At 65.7% G+C, this 15093-nt stretch carries 10 protein-coding genes and 2 pseudogenes; 3 read left to right on the forward strand and 9 right to left on the reverse strand.

The window, feature by feature from the left end:
• Positions 1 to 9: 9 nt before the first annotated feature.
• Positions 10 to 882, forward strand: coding sequence for a metal ABC transporter substrate-binding protein (locus BAY1663_RS05340; RefSeq protein ID WP_037038399.1), 873 nt, complete (start codon positions 10 to 12; stop codon positions 880 to 882).
• Here BAY1663_RS05340 and guaD read toward each other — a convergent pair.
• The 9 genes and pseudogenes from guaD to mltF form a co-directional block, all read right to left on the reverse strand.
• Positions 879 to 2186: a guanine deaminase gene (guaD, locus tag BAY1663_RS05345; protein WP_037038400.1), complete on the reverse strand. Its 1308-nt coding sequence runs from the start codon at positions 2184 to 2186 to the stop codon at positions 879 to 881. The two genes, BAY1663_RS05340 and guaD, sit on opposite strands and share 4 nt — an antisense overlap.
• Positions 2187 to 2298: 112 nt before the next feature.
• Complete coding sequence (gene xdhC, locus BAY1663_RS05350) at positions 2299 to 3150, reverse strand: xanthine dehydrogenase accessory protein XdhC (RefSeq protein WP_164838428.1); 852 nt, start codon at positions 3148 to 3150, stop codon at positions 2299 to 2301.
• Positions 3151 to 3274: 124 nt separating this feature from the next.
• Positions 3275 to 5674, reverse strand: coding sequence for a xanthine dehydrogenase molybdopterin binding subunit (xdhB, locus tag BAY1663_RS05355; protein ID WP_037038402.1), 2400 nt, complete (start codon positions 5672 to 5674; stop codon positions 3275 to 3277).
• Positions 5667 to 7114 (reverse strand): annotated as a pseudogene (xdhA, locus tag BAY1663_RS05360) (xanthine dehydrogenase small subunit). Before xdhA ends, xdhB begins: the two are co-directional and overlap by 8 nt.
• Positions 7115 to 7276: 162 nt before the next feature.
• A pseudogene (locus BAY1663_RS05365) lies at positions 7277 to 8250 on the reverse strand (2-oxoglutarate and iron-dependent oxygenase domain-containing protein).
• A 138-nt stretch (positions 8251 to 8388) separates the two neighbouring features.
• Positions 8389 to 9480, reverse strand: a complete 1092-nt coding sequence (locus tag BAY1663_RS05370; RefSeq protein WP_037038403.1) for a BMP family ABC transporter substrate-binding protein — start codon at positions 9478 to 9480, stop codon at positions 8389 to 8391.
• Positions 9481 to 9828: 348 nt separating this feature from the next.
• On the reverse strand, positions 9829 to 11184 hold the full coding sequence (locus BAY1663_RS05375; protein WP_037038404.1) for an 8-oxoguanine deaminase: 1356 nt from the start codon (positions 11182 to 11184) through the stop codon (positions 9829 to 9831).
• Between the two features lie 156 nt (positions 11185 to 11340).
• Positions 11341 to 12021, reverse strand: coding sequence for an SDR family oxidoreductase (locus BAY1663_RS05380; protein ID WP_037038405.1), 681 nt, complete (start codon positions 12019 to 12021; stop codon positions 11341 to 11343).
• Positions 12022 to 12103: 82 nt separating this feature from the next.
• The gene (gene mltF, locus BAY1663_RS05385) at positions 12104 to 13564 is read right to left on the reverse strand and encodes a membrane-bound lytic murein transglycosylase MltF (protein ID WP_037038406.1); all 1461 of its coding nucleotides are present in this window, start codon (positions 13562 to 13564) and stop codon (positions 12104 to 12106) included.
• Between the two features lie 208 nt (positions 13565 to 13772).
• Between mltF and BAY1663_RS05390 the strand changes: the two genes are divergently transcribed.
• Both BAY1663_RS05390 and BAY1663_RS05395 read left to right on the forward strand, forming a co-directional pair.
• Positions 13773 to 14048 (forward strand): GIY-YIG nuclease family protein, encoded by a 276-nt coding sequence (locus tag BAY1663_RS05390; RefSeq protein ID WP_037038407.1) that lies wholly within the window; start codon positions 13773 to 13775, stop codon positions 14046 to 14048.
• Positions 14049 to 14147: 99 nt separating this feature from the next.
• Positions 14148 to 15086, forward strand: a complete 939-nt coding sequence (locus BAY1663_RS05395; RefSeq protein ID WP_037038408.1) for a glutathione S-transferase family protein — start codon at positions 14148 to 14150, stop codon at positions 15084 to 15086.
• Positions 15087 to 15093: the final 7 nt, after the last annotated feature.

Genomic DNA, 15093 nt, shown 5'->3' on the forward strand with positions numbered 1-15093 from the left:
GTATCACCCATGCGTTACCTGTTTCTGTTGTTGGCCCTCTGGCTGCCCCTTTCCCTGCAGGCGGCCGAAAAGATCAGCGCCGTGACCAGCTTCAGCATCCTTGCCGACATGACGCGGGAGGTCGGTGGCGAGCATATCGAACTGACCAATCTGGTCGGTCCCGACGCCGACGCGCACCTTTATGAACCCAGCCCGGATGATGCCCAGGCCTTGCTCCGCGCCGACCTGATCATCGCCAACGGGCTGGGCTTCGAACCCTGGCTGGAGCGCCTGCTGGCCAGCAGCGAGCCTGCGGGCAAGCGGATCGATGCCAGTGCGGGTGTCGTGCCTCTGATGCTGGAAGAGGAGGGCGAGGCGGTGCCTGACCCTCATGCGTGGCAGAGCCTGACCAATGCCGAAATCTACGTGCGCAATATCGCCAAGGCGCTCGTGGCGCTCGATCCGGCGCATCGCAACGACTATGAGCGGCGTCGTGACGCCTACCTGAGCCGGCTACACGCGCTGCTGAAGAAGGCCGATACCCGTATCGGCAGCCTGCCGGCCAGCCAGCGCAAGGTCGTAACCAGCCATGACGCCTTCGGCTATCTGGGGCAGGCCTGGCAGCTCCAGTTCATCGCGCCGCAGGGGCTGTCGACCCATGACGAACCCTCGGCCGCCGACGTGGCCGCGTTGATCCGCCAGCTCCGCGAGGAAGGGGTGAGGGCCGTGTTCGTGGAGAACATTCGTGATCCGCGGCTCATCGAGCAGATCGCCGAAGAGGCGGGCGCCACGGTCGGCGGCACCCTGTACTCCGATGCGCTGGCCAGCGCAGGGCCGGCCAGCACCTACCTCGGCATGTTCGAGCACAACCTCGATACGCTGATGCAGGCGTTGCAGCGCTAGCCAGCCTTGCGATGCACCGAGACGCCGGCGGCGAAGGTTTCCTTCACCGCGCGGTCGTCGCCGAGGATCATCAGGGCGAAGAGCTTTTCCTGCAGGGTCGTCGCCTGGCTCAGGCGATAGTCGATCAGCGGCGTCGCCTTGTAGTCGAGCACCACGAAGTCGGCCTCCTTGCCCGGCTGCAGGTTGCCGATCCGGTCGTCCAGATAGAGCGCCCGCGCGCCGCCAAGGGTGGCGAGATAGAGTGCCTTGAACGCGTCGAGCTTCTGGCCCTGCAGCTGCAGCACCTTGTATGCCTCGTTGAGGCTGGCGAGCTGCGAGAAGCTGGTGCCGCCGCCGACATCGGTGCCCAGGCCGACGCGCACACCGAAGCCTTCCACCTTGGCCAGATCGAACAGGCCGCTGCCGAGGAACAGGTTGGAGGTCGGACAGAACGACACCGCCGAGCCGGTCTCACCGAGGCGTTTGCACTCGTCGTCGCACAGGTGGATGCCGTGGGCGAACACCGAGTGCGGGCCGATCAGGCCGTGGTGGTCATAGACGTCCAGATAGCCCTTGCGCTCGGGGAACAGCTCCTTGACCCACTCGACCTCCTGCTTGTTCTCGGAGATGTGGGTGTGCATGTACAGCTCGGGAAATTCGGCGAACAGCTTGCCGGCCAGGGTGAGCTGCTCCGGCGTGCTGGTCGGGGCGAAACGCGGGGTGACGGCATAGTGCAGTCGGCCCTTGCCGTGCCAGCGCTCAATCAGCTCGCGGCTGTCGGCGTGGCCGGACTCGGCGGTGTCGGTGAGGAACTCCGGGGCGTTGCGGTCCATCAGCACTTTGCCGGCGATCATCCGCAGATTGCGCTTCTCGCACGCCTCGAAGAAGGCGTCCACCGACTGCTTGTGCACCGTGCCGAACACCAGCGCGGTGGTGGTGCCGTTGCGCAGCAGCTCGCCGAGAAACAGCTCGGCCTGCTGGCGGGCGTGGGCCATGTCGCTGAAGCGGCCCTCGTTGGGGAAGGTGTAGGTTTCGAGCCAATCCAGCAGCTGCGCGCCGTAGGAGCCGATGACGCCGACCTGCGGGTAGTGGATATGGGTGTCGACGAAACCCGGAGTGATCAGCGCGTCCGGGTATTCGACAACCTCGGTGCCGGCCGCCAGGGTCGGCAGCAGCTCGGCGGCGTGGCCGATGCGCGCGACCTTGCCGTCCTCGACGACCAGCAGGCCGTCCTCGAAGTATTCATGGGATTGCTCGATGCCCACTTCGCGCGGGTCGGCGAGGCAGTGGAGCAGGGCGGCACGGTAGGCTTTGGCTTGGGGCATGACGGTTCTCGGAATCGTTGTATGAATACGGTGCGGCATTGTGGGAGGCCCGACCTCGGGGCGAGCTTTTCAGCCCGTTTCGCCTCCCACGGGAAGGAGAATGGCCGGGTGATCAGCTAGCCTGAGAGCGCCGCGAGGCGGGTATCAGCATCGGCACGGGTTTTTCGCCGTCTGCGGTCTTCTCCCCACCCTTTTCACCGAAATGCGCGTTGTAGGTGGCGATCACCTCGCCGGCGATGGACACGGCGATCTCCACCGGCAGCTTGCCCTTCACTTCGGCGATGCCCATGGGGCAGCGCATGCGCTGCACGGTCTCCGGCTGGAAGCCGCGGTCCCGCAGACGGTGTTCGAACCTGGCGCGTTTGCTCTTGGAGCCGATCAGCCCGTAGTAGGTGAAATCGTTGCGCGAAAGGATCGCGGCGGTCAGTTCCAGGTCGAGCTGATGATTGTGGGTCATGACGATGAAGTAGCTGCCGGCGGGCATGTTATCCACTTCCTCGAGCACATCGTCGTTGACCACCTTTTCCACGCCGCGCGGAATCTCGGCGGGAAATTCGTTATCGCGCGAATCGATCCAGCGCACCTTGCACGGCAGGCTGGCCAGCAGCGGCACCAGCGCGCGCCCGACATGCCCGGCACCGAACACGGCGATATGCGCCTGCGGCTGGCCCATGGGCTCGAACAGCAGCACCGTGGCGCCACCGCAGCACTGGCCGAGGCTGGCGCCGAGGGAGAAGCGCTCGAGGCGGGTGTCACGGCTGCGCTTTTCCAGCATTTCACGGGCGATCTGCCGGGCCTTGTACTCCAGGTGGCCGCCGCCGATGGTGTCGTACAGGCGCTCACGGCTGACCACCATCTTCGAGCCGGCATTGCGCGGCGTGGAGCCGCGTTCCTCGATGATGGTCACCAGTACGCAGGGTTCGCCTTGTTGTTGCAGGTCGGCGAGTGCGTCGATCCAGGACAGGTTGCTCATGGCTTGACCCTTCGTAGGGTGGGTGGCCGCCCCGTGGAAAACCGCGAAGCGTTTTCCACCGGAACATTCGTAATGCGACCGTGGTGGACAAGCAGAGCGTTGTCCACCCTACGGGTCAGTGCGCGGTTTCCACTGCGGGCTCCGGTATGGACGCCGCCTGTTGCTTCAGCTTGCGCATCTGTTCCACGCCCCAAAGCACGCGCTCGGGGGTCGCCGGAGCATCGATCTGCGGCTGCGCCCGGTAGTCGGCCAGGCTCGCCACCGCATCCTTGATCGCGCACCAGACCGAAATGCCGAGCATGAACGGCGGCTCGCCCACGGCCTTGGAATGGAACACGGTGTCTTCGGGGTTCTTGCGGTTCTCCACCAGCTTGACCCGCAGATCCAGCGGCATGTCCGCCACCGCCGGGATCTTGTAGCTGGCCGGGCCGTTGGTCATCAGCTTGCCCTTGTCGTTCCAGACCAGCTCTTCCATGGTCAGCCAGCCCAGACCCTGGACGAAGCCGCCCTCGACCTGGCCAATGTCGATGGCCGGGTTCAGCGAGGCGCCGACGTCATGCAGGATGTCGCTGCGCAGCATCTTGTATTCGCCGGTCAGGGTATCGACGATCACTTCCGAGCAGGCCGCGCCATAGGCGAAGTAGTAGAACGGCCGGCCGCGCGCCTGACTGCGGTCGTAGTAAATCTTCGGCGTGCGGTAGAAGCCGGTGGACGACAGCGAGACCTGGCCGAAATAGGCCTGCTGGATCAGCTCCTCGAAGCTGATGTAGTGGTCGCGCAGGCGCACCTGGCCGTTCTTGAACTCGACGTCTTCCTCGAAGATCTGCCACTTGCGTGCGGCGAACTCCACCAGCCGCTGCTTGATGGTCTGCGCCGCGTTCTGCGCCGCCTTGCCGTTGAGGTCGGCGCCGCTGGAGGCTGCCGTCGGCGAGGTGTTAGGCACCTTGTCGGTGTTGGTGGCGGTGATCTGGATGCGCTCGATATCCACCTGGAACACCTCGGCCACCACCTGCGCGACCTTGGTGTTCAGGCCCTGGCCCATCTCGGTGCCGCCGTGGTTCAGGTGGATGCTGCCGTCGGTGTAGACGTGCACCAGCGCGCCGGCCTGGTTGAGGAAGCTGGCGGTGAAGCTGATGCCGAACTTCACCGGCGTCAGCGCCAGGCCCTTCTTCAGGATCGGGCTTGCGGCATTGAACGCGCGGATATCTTCGCGTCGCTTTGCATAGTCGCTGCTGGCTTCCAGCTCGGCGGTCATCTCCTCGAGCATGTTGTGCTCGACGGTCTGGTAGTAGTGGGTGACGTTGCGCTCGGTCTTGCCGTAGTAGTTGCGCTTGCGCACCTCGAGCGGGTCCTTGCCCAGCTCGCGGGCCACCGCGTCCATGATTTCCTCGATGGCGACCATGCCCTGTGGGCCGCCGAAGCCGCGGTAGGCGGTGTTCGAGGCGAGGTTGGTCTTGCAGCGATGGCCATTGATGGTGGCGTCGCCCAGGTAGTAGGCGTTGTCGGAGTGGAACATGGCGCGGTCGACGATCGAGCCGGAAAGGTCCGGCGAGTAGCCGCAGTTACCGGCGAGGTCGATCTCGATGCCGTGCAGCAGACCGTCATCGTCGAAGCCGACGTCGTACTCGACGTAGAACGGGTGGCGTTTGCCGGTCATGGTCATGTCTTCCATGCGCGGCAGGCGCATCTTGGTCGGCCGACCGGTGAGGTGCGCGATCACCGCGCACAGGCACGCAGGTCCCGCGGCCTGGGTTTCCTTGCCGCCGAAGCCACCGCCCATGCGGCGCATGTCGATGACGATCTTGTTCATCGGCACGCCGAGCACTTCAGCCACCAGCTTCTGCACCTCGGTGGGGTTCTGCGTCGAGGTATAGACGATCATGCCGCCATCTTCGGTGGGCATGACCGAGGACACCTGTGTCTCCAGGTAGAAGTGCTCCTGCCCGCCGATGTGCAGCGAACCCTGCAGCCGACGCGGCGCGCTGGCCAGGGCGGTGGCCGAGTCGCCGCGCTTGTGGGTGTGGCTGTCGAGCACGAAGTGCTTCTTGTGCAGCGCCTCGACCACGTCGAGCACCGGCTCCAGATCCTCGTATTCGATGATCGCGGCCATGGCCGCCTTGCGTGCGGTTTCCAGGCTGTCGGCAGCCACGGCGATCACCGGCTGGCCGATGAACTCGACCTTGCCGTCGGCCAGCAGCGGGTCGCCGGGCATCACGGCACCGATGTCCAACTGGCCCGGCACGTCCTTCGCCGTGATGGCGATGGCCACACCCGGAATCTGGTAGCAGGGCGCGGTGTCGATGCGGACGATGCGGGCGTGGGCGCGCTCGCTCATGCGGGCATAGACGTGCAGCTGATTGGGAAACTCCAGCCGGTCGTCGACGTACACCGCCTCGCCCGAGACATGCTTGGGCGCGCTGTCGTGCTTGACGCTGCGACCGACGCCGGTGACCAGGTCCTGGGTGAACAGCGCCGCGATTTCTTCCTGAGTGCGGGTGGTTACGTGGTTAGACATAAGCGGTCACCCTCGTCTCGGTCTTCGGTGCATGTTGTTCGAGGAAGCACTTGCGCAGCAGGTTCTGTGCGACCAGCAGGCGATACTCGCGGCTGGCGCGGAAGTCGGTCAGCGGCGTGAAGTCTTCGGCCAGCGCATCGCAGGCCGCCTCCACGGTCTGCTGGTTCCAGGGCGCGCCGTTCAGGGTCGCCTCGCAGGCCGCGGCGCGCTTGGGAATCGCCGCCATGCCGCCAAAGGCCACCCGGCATCGGCGACCACGCCATCGGTGATCTGCAGGTCGAACGCGGCGCAGACAGCGGAGATGTCGTCGTCCAGTCGCTTGGAAACCTTGTAGGCGCGGAACAGGCGATCCGGTGTGGCGCGCGGCACTCGTACCTTCTCGATGAATTCCCCGGGCTGGCGCGCGGTGACCTTGTAGTCGATGAAGTAATCCTCGAGCGGCAGGGTGCGGCTGCTGGCGCCCTTGCGCAGGACAACTTCGGCACCCAGGGCGATCAGCAGGGGCGGCGAGTCGCCGATCGGCGAGGCGTTGCCGATGTTGCCACCGAGCGTGCCCTGGTTGCGGATCTGCAGCGAGGCGAAGCGCTGCAGCAGCTCGCCGAAATCCGGGTACTCGGTGGCCAGCGCGGCGTAACAGTCGGTCAGCGGGGCGGCAGCACCGATCTCGATGCTGCTGTCAGTCACCTCGACCTTTTTCATCTCGGCGATGTGGCCGACGTAGATCATTACCGGCAATTCGCGGTGGAACTGGGTGACTTCCAAGGCCAGGTCAGTGCCGCCGGCCAGCAGCCGGGCGTCTGGGTTGGCGCTGTAGATGTCAGCCAGGTCGCCCACCGTCAGCGGCGACAGGCAACGCTTGTCACCGCTGTTCAACTCGGCGGTCTCACGCGGTTCGATGGCCTTGAGCTGGACAATGGTCTCGGCTTCGCGGGCATCGAACTGGTCCGGCTGCTTGGCACAGCAGGCCTGTTCGGCGGCTTCGAGGATCGGCCGGTAGCCGGTACAGCGGCAGAGGTTGCCGGCCAGGGCTTCGTGGGCCTGGTGCGGATCGTATTCATTGACCGCGCCGGCGTTCTTCTGCAGGGCGAACAGGCTCATGACGAATCCGGGGGTACAGAAGCCGCACTGCGAGCCGTGGCAGTCGACCATCGCCTGCTGGACGCTGTGCAGCCGGCCCTGGTCCTTGAGGTCTTCGACGCTGATCAGCTGCTTGCCGTGCAGCGCGGAGACGAAGGTCAGGCAGGAGTTGAGGGTGCGATAGCGCAGGCGGTCGCCCACCAGTTCGCCGACCACGACGGTGCAGGCGCCGCAATCGCCGGAGGCGCAGCCTTCCTTGGTGCCGGTCTTGCCGCGGTATTCGCGCAGGTATTCGAGCACCGTGGTGTTGGGATCGAGCGCGCTTTCGCTGCGCACTTCCCGGTTGAGGAGAAACTGGATCAAGGCGAGGCCTCCGGCTGTTGTTCTTGTGAAGCGAAAACTAGCGGCATCTGACTTTTCGGTCAACTAATTCCTGACTCAAAAGTCAATGTGGCCGACGAGCGCACCTTCCGGACGGAAACATCGCGGCTGCCGTCCGGGGTCTTTACTTCAAGTTAAGTTGCTTCAGGCGTTCTCGGCCTGCATGTCGCGACGATAGGCGTAGGTCTCGGCGAAGCGCGAGAGCATGTACCGGCTGCAGGTGGTGCTCGGGTATTTCGGCGGATTGGTTTCGTCGTAGCACCCGGGCAGGCAGGCGATCTCGGTGTCCAGATGCGGCTCGGCGAAGAACGGCATGGAGTAGCGGTCCACGCCCAGCGGGCTGATCACGCGATGGGGCGTCGACTTGTAACGGTCGTTGCTCCAGCGCGCCATCATGTCACCGATGTTGACCACGTAGGTGCCCTCGATGGGCGGTGCGTCGATCCACTCGCCCTTGACGTTCTGCACCTGCAGGCCGCCGGCCTGGTCCTGATGGAGCAGGGTCACGCAGCCGTAATCGGTGTGCGCGCCGGCGCCTTGCTGATCGGCGCTGGTGGCGGTCTGCCGGGGCGGGTAGTGGATCATGCGGAACACGCTGATGGGCTCGACGAAGCGCTTGTCGAAGAAGTCGCGCTCGATGCCCAGGGCGAGCGCGATAGAACGCAGCAGCGTGCAGGCAAGGTCCTGCATGTCGCGGTAGTGCCTTCCATCAGCTCGGTCCAGCCTTCGATCTGCAGCGGATGACGGTTGGGCCCGCGCAGTGGTTTGCCGGCAAGTACCTCGGGATGATCGGCAGGCATATGGAAACCCATGTCGAAGGTTTCCTTGAGGTCGCACGGCTGGCTCGGGTCCAGCTGCTCGGTGGCGACGGTGCCGTAGCCGCGGTGGTGCTGGCTCTTGGTGATGTCGATCTCGAGCTTCTGCTCGGCCGGCAGCGCGAAGAAGCGGCGGGCATGCTCGCTCAGCGTGGCGATGCGCTCGGCGCTGATCGGGTGACCCTTGATATAGAAGAAGCCCCACTCGCGGCAGGCGCGGTCGATGGCCTCGGCGACGGCCAGATGGCCGGCCTCGTCGGCGTTATAGAGCGGGGCAATATCGATGATGGGCAGTGAGTTCATGGCTGACTCCGGGTACGGCGCCGCCGGTCTTCTCGTACCGGCGGCCTTCGAGGGCAATGCCCCTGCATGCGGTTCGCCCGGAGGCGGGACGGCACGCGAGATTCCGCAGTGCGCCGGTGGGGCCGGCGCGGGTGACGCTTACTTCGGCATTTCAGCCTTGACGCCCTGGACGTAGTAATTCATCGAGGCGAGGTCCTTGATGCTGGCGGTCTCGCCCTCGGCGATGCGCACTTCGCCAGCCTGGTCCTTGATCGGGCCGGTGAACGGATGGAATTCACCGCTCTTGATGCGGGCGATGATCTGCTCGGCCTCGGCCTTGACGTCAGCAGGCACCAGATCGCTGATCGGCAGGCTGATGCTGTCCTGTGCCAGCCCGCCCCAGAAGTCCTCGGATTTCCAGTTGCCGGCCATTACGGCTTCGGCGGACTTGGTGTAGTGCGGGCCCCAGTCGTTGACGATGGAAGTCAGCACGGCCTTGGGCCCGAAGTGCTGCATGTCCGAGGCGTAACCGACGGAATAGACGCCACGGCGCTCGGCGGCCTGGATCGGTGCCGGGCTGTCGGTGTGCTGGAAGATCACGTCCACGCCCTGGTCGATCAGCGCGTTGGCGGCATCGGCTTCCTTGCCCGGATCGAACCAGGTGTTGACCCACACCACCTTGATCTCGGTGCCAGGGTTGTACTTGTCCAGCGCCAGCTGGATGGCGTTGATGTCGCGGATCACTTCCGGAATCGGGAAGGACGCGATGTAGCCGACCTTTTGGGTCTTGGTCATCTTCGCCGCGAGGAAACCACCGACGTAGCGACCCTCGTAGGAACGGGTCAGGTAGGTGCCGACGTTCTTCGCCTGCTTGTAACCGGTGGCGTGCTCGAAGGTGACCTTGGGGAACTGCTTGGCGACCTTCAGCGTGGGGTTCATGTAGCCGAAGGAGGTAGTGAAGATCAGGTCGTAGTCGCTCTTGGCCATGTTGCGGATGACCCGCTCGGCATCGGCGCCTTCCGGCACGTTCTCGACGAAGCTGGTCTTCACCTTGTCGCCCAACTGCTCTTCCATGTACTTGCGACCCTGCTCATGCTGGTAGGTCCAGCCGTGGTCGCCGATCGGGCCGATATAGACGAAGCCGACCTTCAGCGGATCGGCGGCCGAAGCGGCTGCCGTGGTGAGAGCGGCGCTGAAGCCGATCGCTGCGGCCAGGGCACGCAGCAGGGTTTTCCGTGTGTGTTTCTGCATGGGGGTGACGCTCCTTCTGGCTTTGCTGGCAAAGCATGGTTTTGGCTTGAAGCGTAGTAGCAAAAAGCTGACCAACTAGACAAAAACCTTCGGTGTGCGGAAATGCGTGGCATGTAGCTTGCGCCCGATGCGGTACGGGGATTCGCCTTTGGTGCGCCGGCCGCCCGTCACGCCCCGAGAGGGTGCAGCCGTGGGCGCGGAGGGGCCGTCCGCGGTGCACGATGAGGCGTGTCTCCGCGTGGATGGCTTCGGCCATCCACCCTACGTTCAGCATGGCGCGTGCGGAACCGTAGGGTGAAAAACTCGCGAAGCGATTTTCCACGCGGGACGCCACGCAAAACCATCGCTTCAGCCGGCCACCAGCTGCCGGGCTGCCTGCTGGTGATCGGCGATCAGCCCGGCGACGTCCAGCCCTTCGATCTGGCCCTCGATCACGCGCCACTTGCCGCCGATCATTACCCGATCGGCACGGTCGGCGGCGCATAGCAGCAATGCGGCGATGGGGTCGTGGCTGCCGGAGAAGCGCAGTTCGTCGAGCTTGAACAGGGCCAGATCGGCCTGCTTGCCGACCGCCAACTCGCCGATGTCGCTGCGCCCGAGCAGGCGCGCGGAGCCGCGGGTCGCCCAGCCGAGTACCTTCTGCGGGGTGATCTTCTCAGCGCCGTAGCGCAGGCGCTGGATGAACAGCGCCTGACGCGCCTCGAGCATCATGTTGGAGGCGTCGTTGGAGGCCGAACCGTCCACGCCCAGGCCGATGATGGCGCCCTTGTCCTCGAGCTCAAGCGTGTGGCAGATGCCGGAGGCCAGGCGCATGTTGGAACTCGGGCAATGGCAGATACCGACACCGGCTGCACCCAGGCGGTGAATTTCCACCTGGTTGAAATGGATGCCATGGGCCAGCCACGTTCGCGGGCCGAGCCAGCCGACGCTCTGCAGGTAGTCCACGGTGCGCATGCCGAAGCGTTTCGCGCAGAACTCCTGTTCGTCCAGGGTCTCGGCCAGATGGGTATGCAGGCGCACGTCGCGTGCTTCGGCCAGCTCCGCGCAGGTCCGCATGATGTCGGTGGTGACCGAAAACGGCGAGCAGGGCGCCAGGGCGATCTGGATCTGCGCGCCGTCGCCGCGTTCGTGGTAGCGGTCGATCAGCCGCTCGCTGTCGGCGAGGATGGCCTCGGCGTCCTGCACCACGCTCTTGCAGGGCAGACCGCCGTTCTCCTTGGACAGGTTCATCGAACCGCGGGTGAGCATGGCGCGCATGCCCAGTTCGCGGACGGCCCCGACCTGGATGTCGATGGCGTCCTCGAGCCCGCCCGGAAACAGGTAGTGGTGATCCGCCGCCGTGGTGCAACCGGACAGCAGCAGCTCGGCCAGCGCCACCTTGCTCGCCAGCTGCAACGCCTGCGGCGTCAGCCGCGCCCAGACCGGGTAGAGGGTCAGCAGCCAGTTGAACAGCGGCTCGTTGACCACCGGCCCCCAGGCGCGGGTCAGGGTCTGGTAGAAGTGGTGATGGGTGTTGACCAGCCCCGGCAGCACCACGTGTTCGCGGGCGTCGAAGGTCTCATCGACCGGCCGGGCAGGGGAAGTGCCAGCGGCGAGCAGCTCGACGATGACGCCGTTCTCGACCACCAGCCCGCCGGGGGCCGGTTGGTCGTTGGCGGTGAAAAGGGCGAGGGGGTTCTTGATCCAGATGCGCTCAGCAGGCATGGCCGGCTTTCTCCTGAAGGGTTGGGTTCAGAGTAGCCAGCTCAGTTATGCCCTGTCTGCTGATCCAGGGGGCGCCCGGTCGGGGGACGCGGCGCGGCTGGAAAGATAACCCATTCGCTGGATTTTGCCAGCATGCGCCGGCGCTGGCTGCAGCCGCTACCAGGGCAGCGGGTCGCCCTGGTAGTCGATGAAACGATGCCCGCCCTGGCCGGCCGCCCGGGTGACCTGCTCGACCAGCCCCTTGCAACTGGTCGCCACGTCCAGCGGCGCTTCGTCGCCGCCCATGTCGGTACGTACCCAGCCGGGATGCAGCGACAGCACGCTGATGCCGGTCTCGCCCAGTTCGGCGACGAAGCTGCGCGTCAGGTGGTTGAGGGCCGCCTTGCTGGCGCCGTAGAGCGACATGCCCATGCCCGGCCCGGACTCCACGCTGCCCATGATCGAACTCATGAAGGCGATCACCCCGGCATGCGGGTCCACCAGCGGCAGCAGGCGCTCGGCCAGGCGGATCGGCGCCACGGCGTTGGTGGCGAACAGCTCGCCGATCTCGTCGCGGCTGGCCTGGCTCGCCGGCTTGTCCTTCGGCCCGGTGATGCCGGCGTTGATATGCAGCAGGTCGAGCCGCGTGCCGGCCAGGCGCTCGGCCAGTGCCTCGATGCCGGCGGCGTCGGTGATATCCAGCGCCTCGATCCGTACGCCGGCCAAGGTCTGCAGGTGCGGCGCACGCTGTGGCTCGCGCACGCTGGCGATCACCTGCCAGCCCGCATCGTTCAGTTGTTCGACCAGGCCAAGGCCCAGGCCACGGGAGGCGCCGATGACGAGTGCGGTCTTGCTCATGGAGATGTCCTCAAGCGGGCGGCGAAAGGGCAAGGATAGCGCGTGATGGGCGTGGGGGCGCGCTGTCTTAGCGTGCGACGACTCAGAGCGGCGGCAGGTCTTCCGCCAGGTCGGTGGCGTAGATGCCGGGGATGTGCAGTTCGCTCTGCACCAGTTGCTGGCCCTCCATCTGCGGCTGGGTCACCCAGGTGAGGATGTCGTAGTAGCGGCGGATGTTGGCGACGAAGTGCACCGGCTCGCCGCCACGGGCATAGCCGTAGCGGGTCTTGCTGTACCACTGCTTCTGCGCCAGGCGCGGCAGCATCTGTTTCACGTCCAACCACTTGTTGGGATCGAGCCCTTCGACCTCGGCCAGCTTGCGGGCATCTTCCAGATGGCCGCCGCCGATGTTGTAGGCGGCCAGGGCGAACCAGGTCCGGTCGGGTTCCAGAATGCTTTGCGGAAGGCCCGCATGCACCTGGAGCAGGTATTTGCCGCCACCCTGGATGCTCTGTACCGGATCCAGGCGGTTGGTGACGCCCATGGCATTGGCCGTGCGCAGGGTCAGCATCATCAGGCCGCGCACGCCGGTCTTGGAGGTGGCCTCGGGCTGCCAGTGGGATTCCTGATAGCCGATCGCCGCCAGCAGCCGCCAGTCGAGGCCGTGTTGCCTGGCGGTTTCGCGGAAGGTCTTCTCGTAGCGTGGCAGGCGCTGCTGCAGATGCTTGGCGAAGGCGTAGGCGCCGACGTAGCCGAGCACGTCGACATGGCCGTAGTAGCGTTCGCGCAGACGCTGCAGGGTGCCGTTCTGCTGGGCCTGGTCGAGAAACGCGTTGGCCGCCTGCAGCAGGCTGTCGTCCTCGCCCTTGGCGACGATCCAGGCCAGGCTGTTCTGCTCGCCAAGGTCGAAACCGGCGCGGATATTGGTGAAGTACACCTGGTTCATCGACAGTTCGTTGGATTCGACCAGGGTCAGGTCGATCTGGCCTTCGTCGACCATGCGCAGCAGGTCGACCACCTCGACCGCATCGGATTCCTCGTAGCGCAGCTCCGGCAGCTCGGCCTGCAGGGCCGCGAGCTTCTCCGCCTGGCTGCTGCCCTTGAGCACCAGAATGCGCTTGCCGACCAAGTCCTCGGGGCGGGTCGGCCGGCGCTGGCCGTTGCGGTAGACGACCTGGGTGGTCACGTCGAGGTAGGAATGGGTGAAGCGCGCCAGCGCCTGGCGGCCCTCGCTGGCCACCAGCCCCGCTGCCGCGAGGGCCGGGCCGCCGGGGCGGTTCAGGCGAGTGAAGATTTCCTCGATGCTGTCGGCGCTTTCGATCTGCAGCTCGACGTCCAGGGTGCTGGCGAAGCGCTTGACCAGTTCGTACTCGAAGCCGGCTTCGCCGTTGCGGTCCTGGAAATAGGTGGAGGGGCTGTTGCGGGTGATCACGCGCAGGACGCCTTCCTCCTGTATGCGCTCGAGCTCGCTGGGCTTTTTCGCACAGCTGCCGAGCATCAGGAAGATTCCGGTCGCCAACAGCCAGATGGCGCAGCGCTTGCGGAACACGGTTTGGGCAAACATCGGCGCAGTATACGCAAAGGCGAACCGCCACCATATCTGGACAGCGAAGCGGCTCTCTGTTAAGCGACGGCCTGTCCGGATGCGCGATCGAGTGGCCGGCGGCGCGTTCGTGGCCCTGTCTCGCGCGGTTGCAGAACGAGCGGGGCCCTGCAGCCTGGATGTTCGCAGCGAGTCCGGCATAATGCCGGGCCCTGGAGATCTTTACCCAATGTCCGACCTCGAGCCCAAGCCCTGGTTCGTCTATCTGGTGCGTGCCGCCAATGGCGCGCTGTACTGCGGTATCAGCGACGATGCGCAACGGCGCTTCGCCGAGCACCAGCGTGGGCGGGGCGCGCGGTTCTTCCATTCCAGCCCGGCGCAGGCCCTGGTGTATGTCGAGGCCTGCGCGAGCAAGGGCGATGCATTGCGCCGGGAGATCGCCATCAAGCGGCTGGACAAGCGTGCCAAGGAGCGGCTGGTCGCCCGTGCCGCCGAGGTCTCGTGAATGACGGCTCAATCAGCCGGTGGGCTCGTTCGCAGGGACCGTCTAAGCTGATGGCGTTCGAACCCCGATCCTCTACCCGAAAACCTGGCGGAGCCTGTCATGCACGAGCTGATCCTGCACCACTATCCCACCTCGCCGTTCGCCGAGAAGGCCCGCCTGCTGCTGGGGTTCAAGCAGTTGTCCTGGCGTTCGGTGATGATCCCACCGGTCATGCCCAAGCCGGATCTGACCGCGCTGACCGGCGGCTACCGGCGTACGCCGGTGCTGCAGGTCGGCGCCGACATCTATTGCGACACCGCGCTGATCGCCCGTCGCCTGGAGGCGGAGAAGGTCACGCCGGCGCTGTTCCCCGAAGGCCAGGAGTTCAACGTCGCGGTGCTCGCGCAGTGGGCCGATTCGGTGCTGTTCCTCAATGCGGTGAGCCTGGTCTTCCAGCCCGAATCCATGGCCCTGCGCTTCGCCCAGGCACCCAAGGAGTTCGTCCAGGCGTTCAGCAAGGACCGCGCGCAGCTGTTCAGCAACGGTACGGTGACCCGCGTGCCGCTGGAGCAGGCGAAGAACGACTGGCCCACCTTGATGGCGCGTCTGCAGCAGCAACTGGCCCGTGAGGAGGGCGAATTCCTGTTCGGTGCCGCGCCTTCGCTGGCCGACTTCGCGGTAGCGCCGTGCCTGTGGTTCCTGCGTGCCACGCCGGTGACCGCGCCGTTGGTGGACGACTACCCGGAGGTCAAGGCATGGCTGGACAAGGTGCTGGGCGTCGGCCACGGCTCCCACAGCGAGCTCTCCGCCGAGGATGCGCTGCGCATGGCGCGCGAGGCGGACCCCGTGGCCGTGCCGGAGGAACCGTTCGCCGAGCCCAATGGCTTCCATGAGGGGCAGCGGGTGGCGATCAGCGCGGTGGACTACGGTGCCGATCCGGTCGAAGGGGAGTTGGTCTTCGCCGGTGTCGAGGAGTCGATCCTGCGCCGCACCGACGATCGCGCGGGCGTCGTGCATGTGCATTTCCCACGCATCGGCTATCGCATCGAGGCGTGCTGACCGCGCG

The sequence above is a fragment of the Pseudomonas sp. BAY1663 genome, assembly GCF_000582595.1.
GTDB classification, from domain to species: Bacteria; Pseudomonadota; Gammaproteobacteria; order Pseudomonadales; family Pseudomonadaceae; genus Stutzerimonas; species Stutzerimonas stutzeri_AF.

What these genes read in the sequence shown, in the direction of transcription:
- BAY1663_RS05340 (WP_037038399.1), top strand. Translation starts at nt 10, where the DNA reads ATGCGTTACCTGTTTCTGTTGTTGGCCCTCTGGCTGCCCCTTTCCCTG.
- guaD (WP_037038400.1), bottom strand. Translation starts at nt 2,186, where the DNA reads ATGCCCCAAGCCAAAGCCTACCGTGCCGCCCTGCTCCACTGCCTCGCC.
- xdhB (WP_037038402.1), bottom strand. Translation starts at nt 5,674, where the DNA reads ATGTCTAACCACGTAACCACCCGCACTCAGGAAGAAATCGCGGCGCTG.
- BAY1663_RS05370 (WP_037038403.1), bottom strand. Translation starts at nt 9,480, where the DNA reads ATGCAGAAACACACACGGAAAACCCTGCTGCGTGCCCTGGCCGCAGCG.
- BAY1663_RS05375 (WP_037038404.1), bottom strand. Translation starts at nt 11,184, where the DNA reads ATGCCTGCTGAGCGCATCTGGATCAAGAACCCCCTCGCCCTTTTCACC.
- BAY1663_RS05380 (WP_037038405.1), bottom strand. Translation starts at nt 12,021, where the DNA reads ATGAGCAAGACCGCACTCGTCATCGGCGCCTCCCGTGGCCTGGGCCTT.
- mltF (WP_037038406.1), bottom strand. Translation starts at nt 13,564, where the DNA reads ATGTTTGCCCAAACCGTGTTCCGCAAGCGCTGCGCCATCTGGCTGTTG.
- BAY1663_RS05390 (WP_037038407.1), top strand. Translation starts at nt 13,773, where the DNA reads ATGTCCGACCTCGAGCCCAAGCCCTGGTTCGTCTATCTGGTGCGTGCC.
- BAY1663_RS05395 (WP_037038408.1), top strand. Translation starts at nt 14,148, where the DNA reads ATGCACGAGCTGATCCTGCACCACTATCCCACCTCGCCGTTCGCCGAG.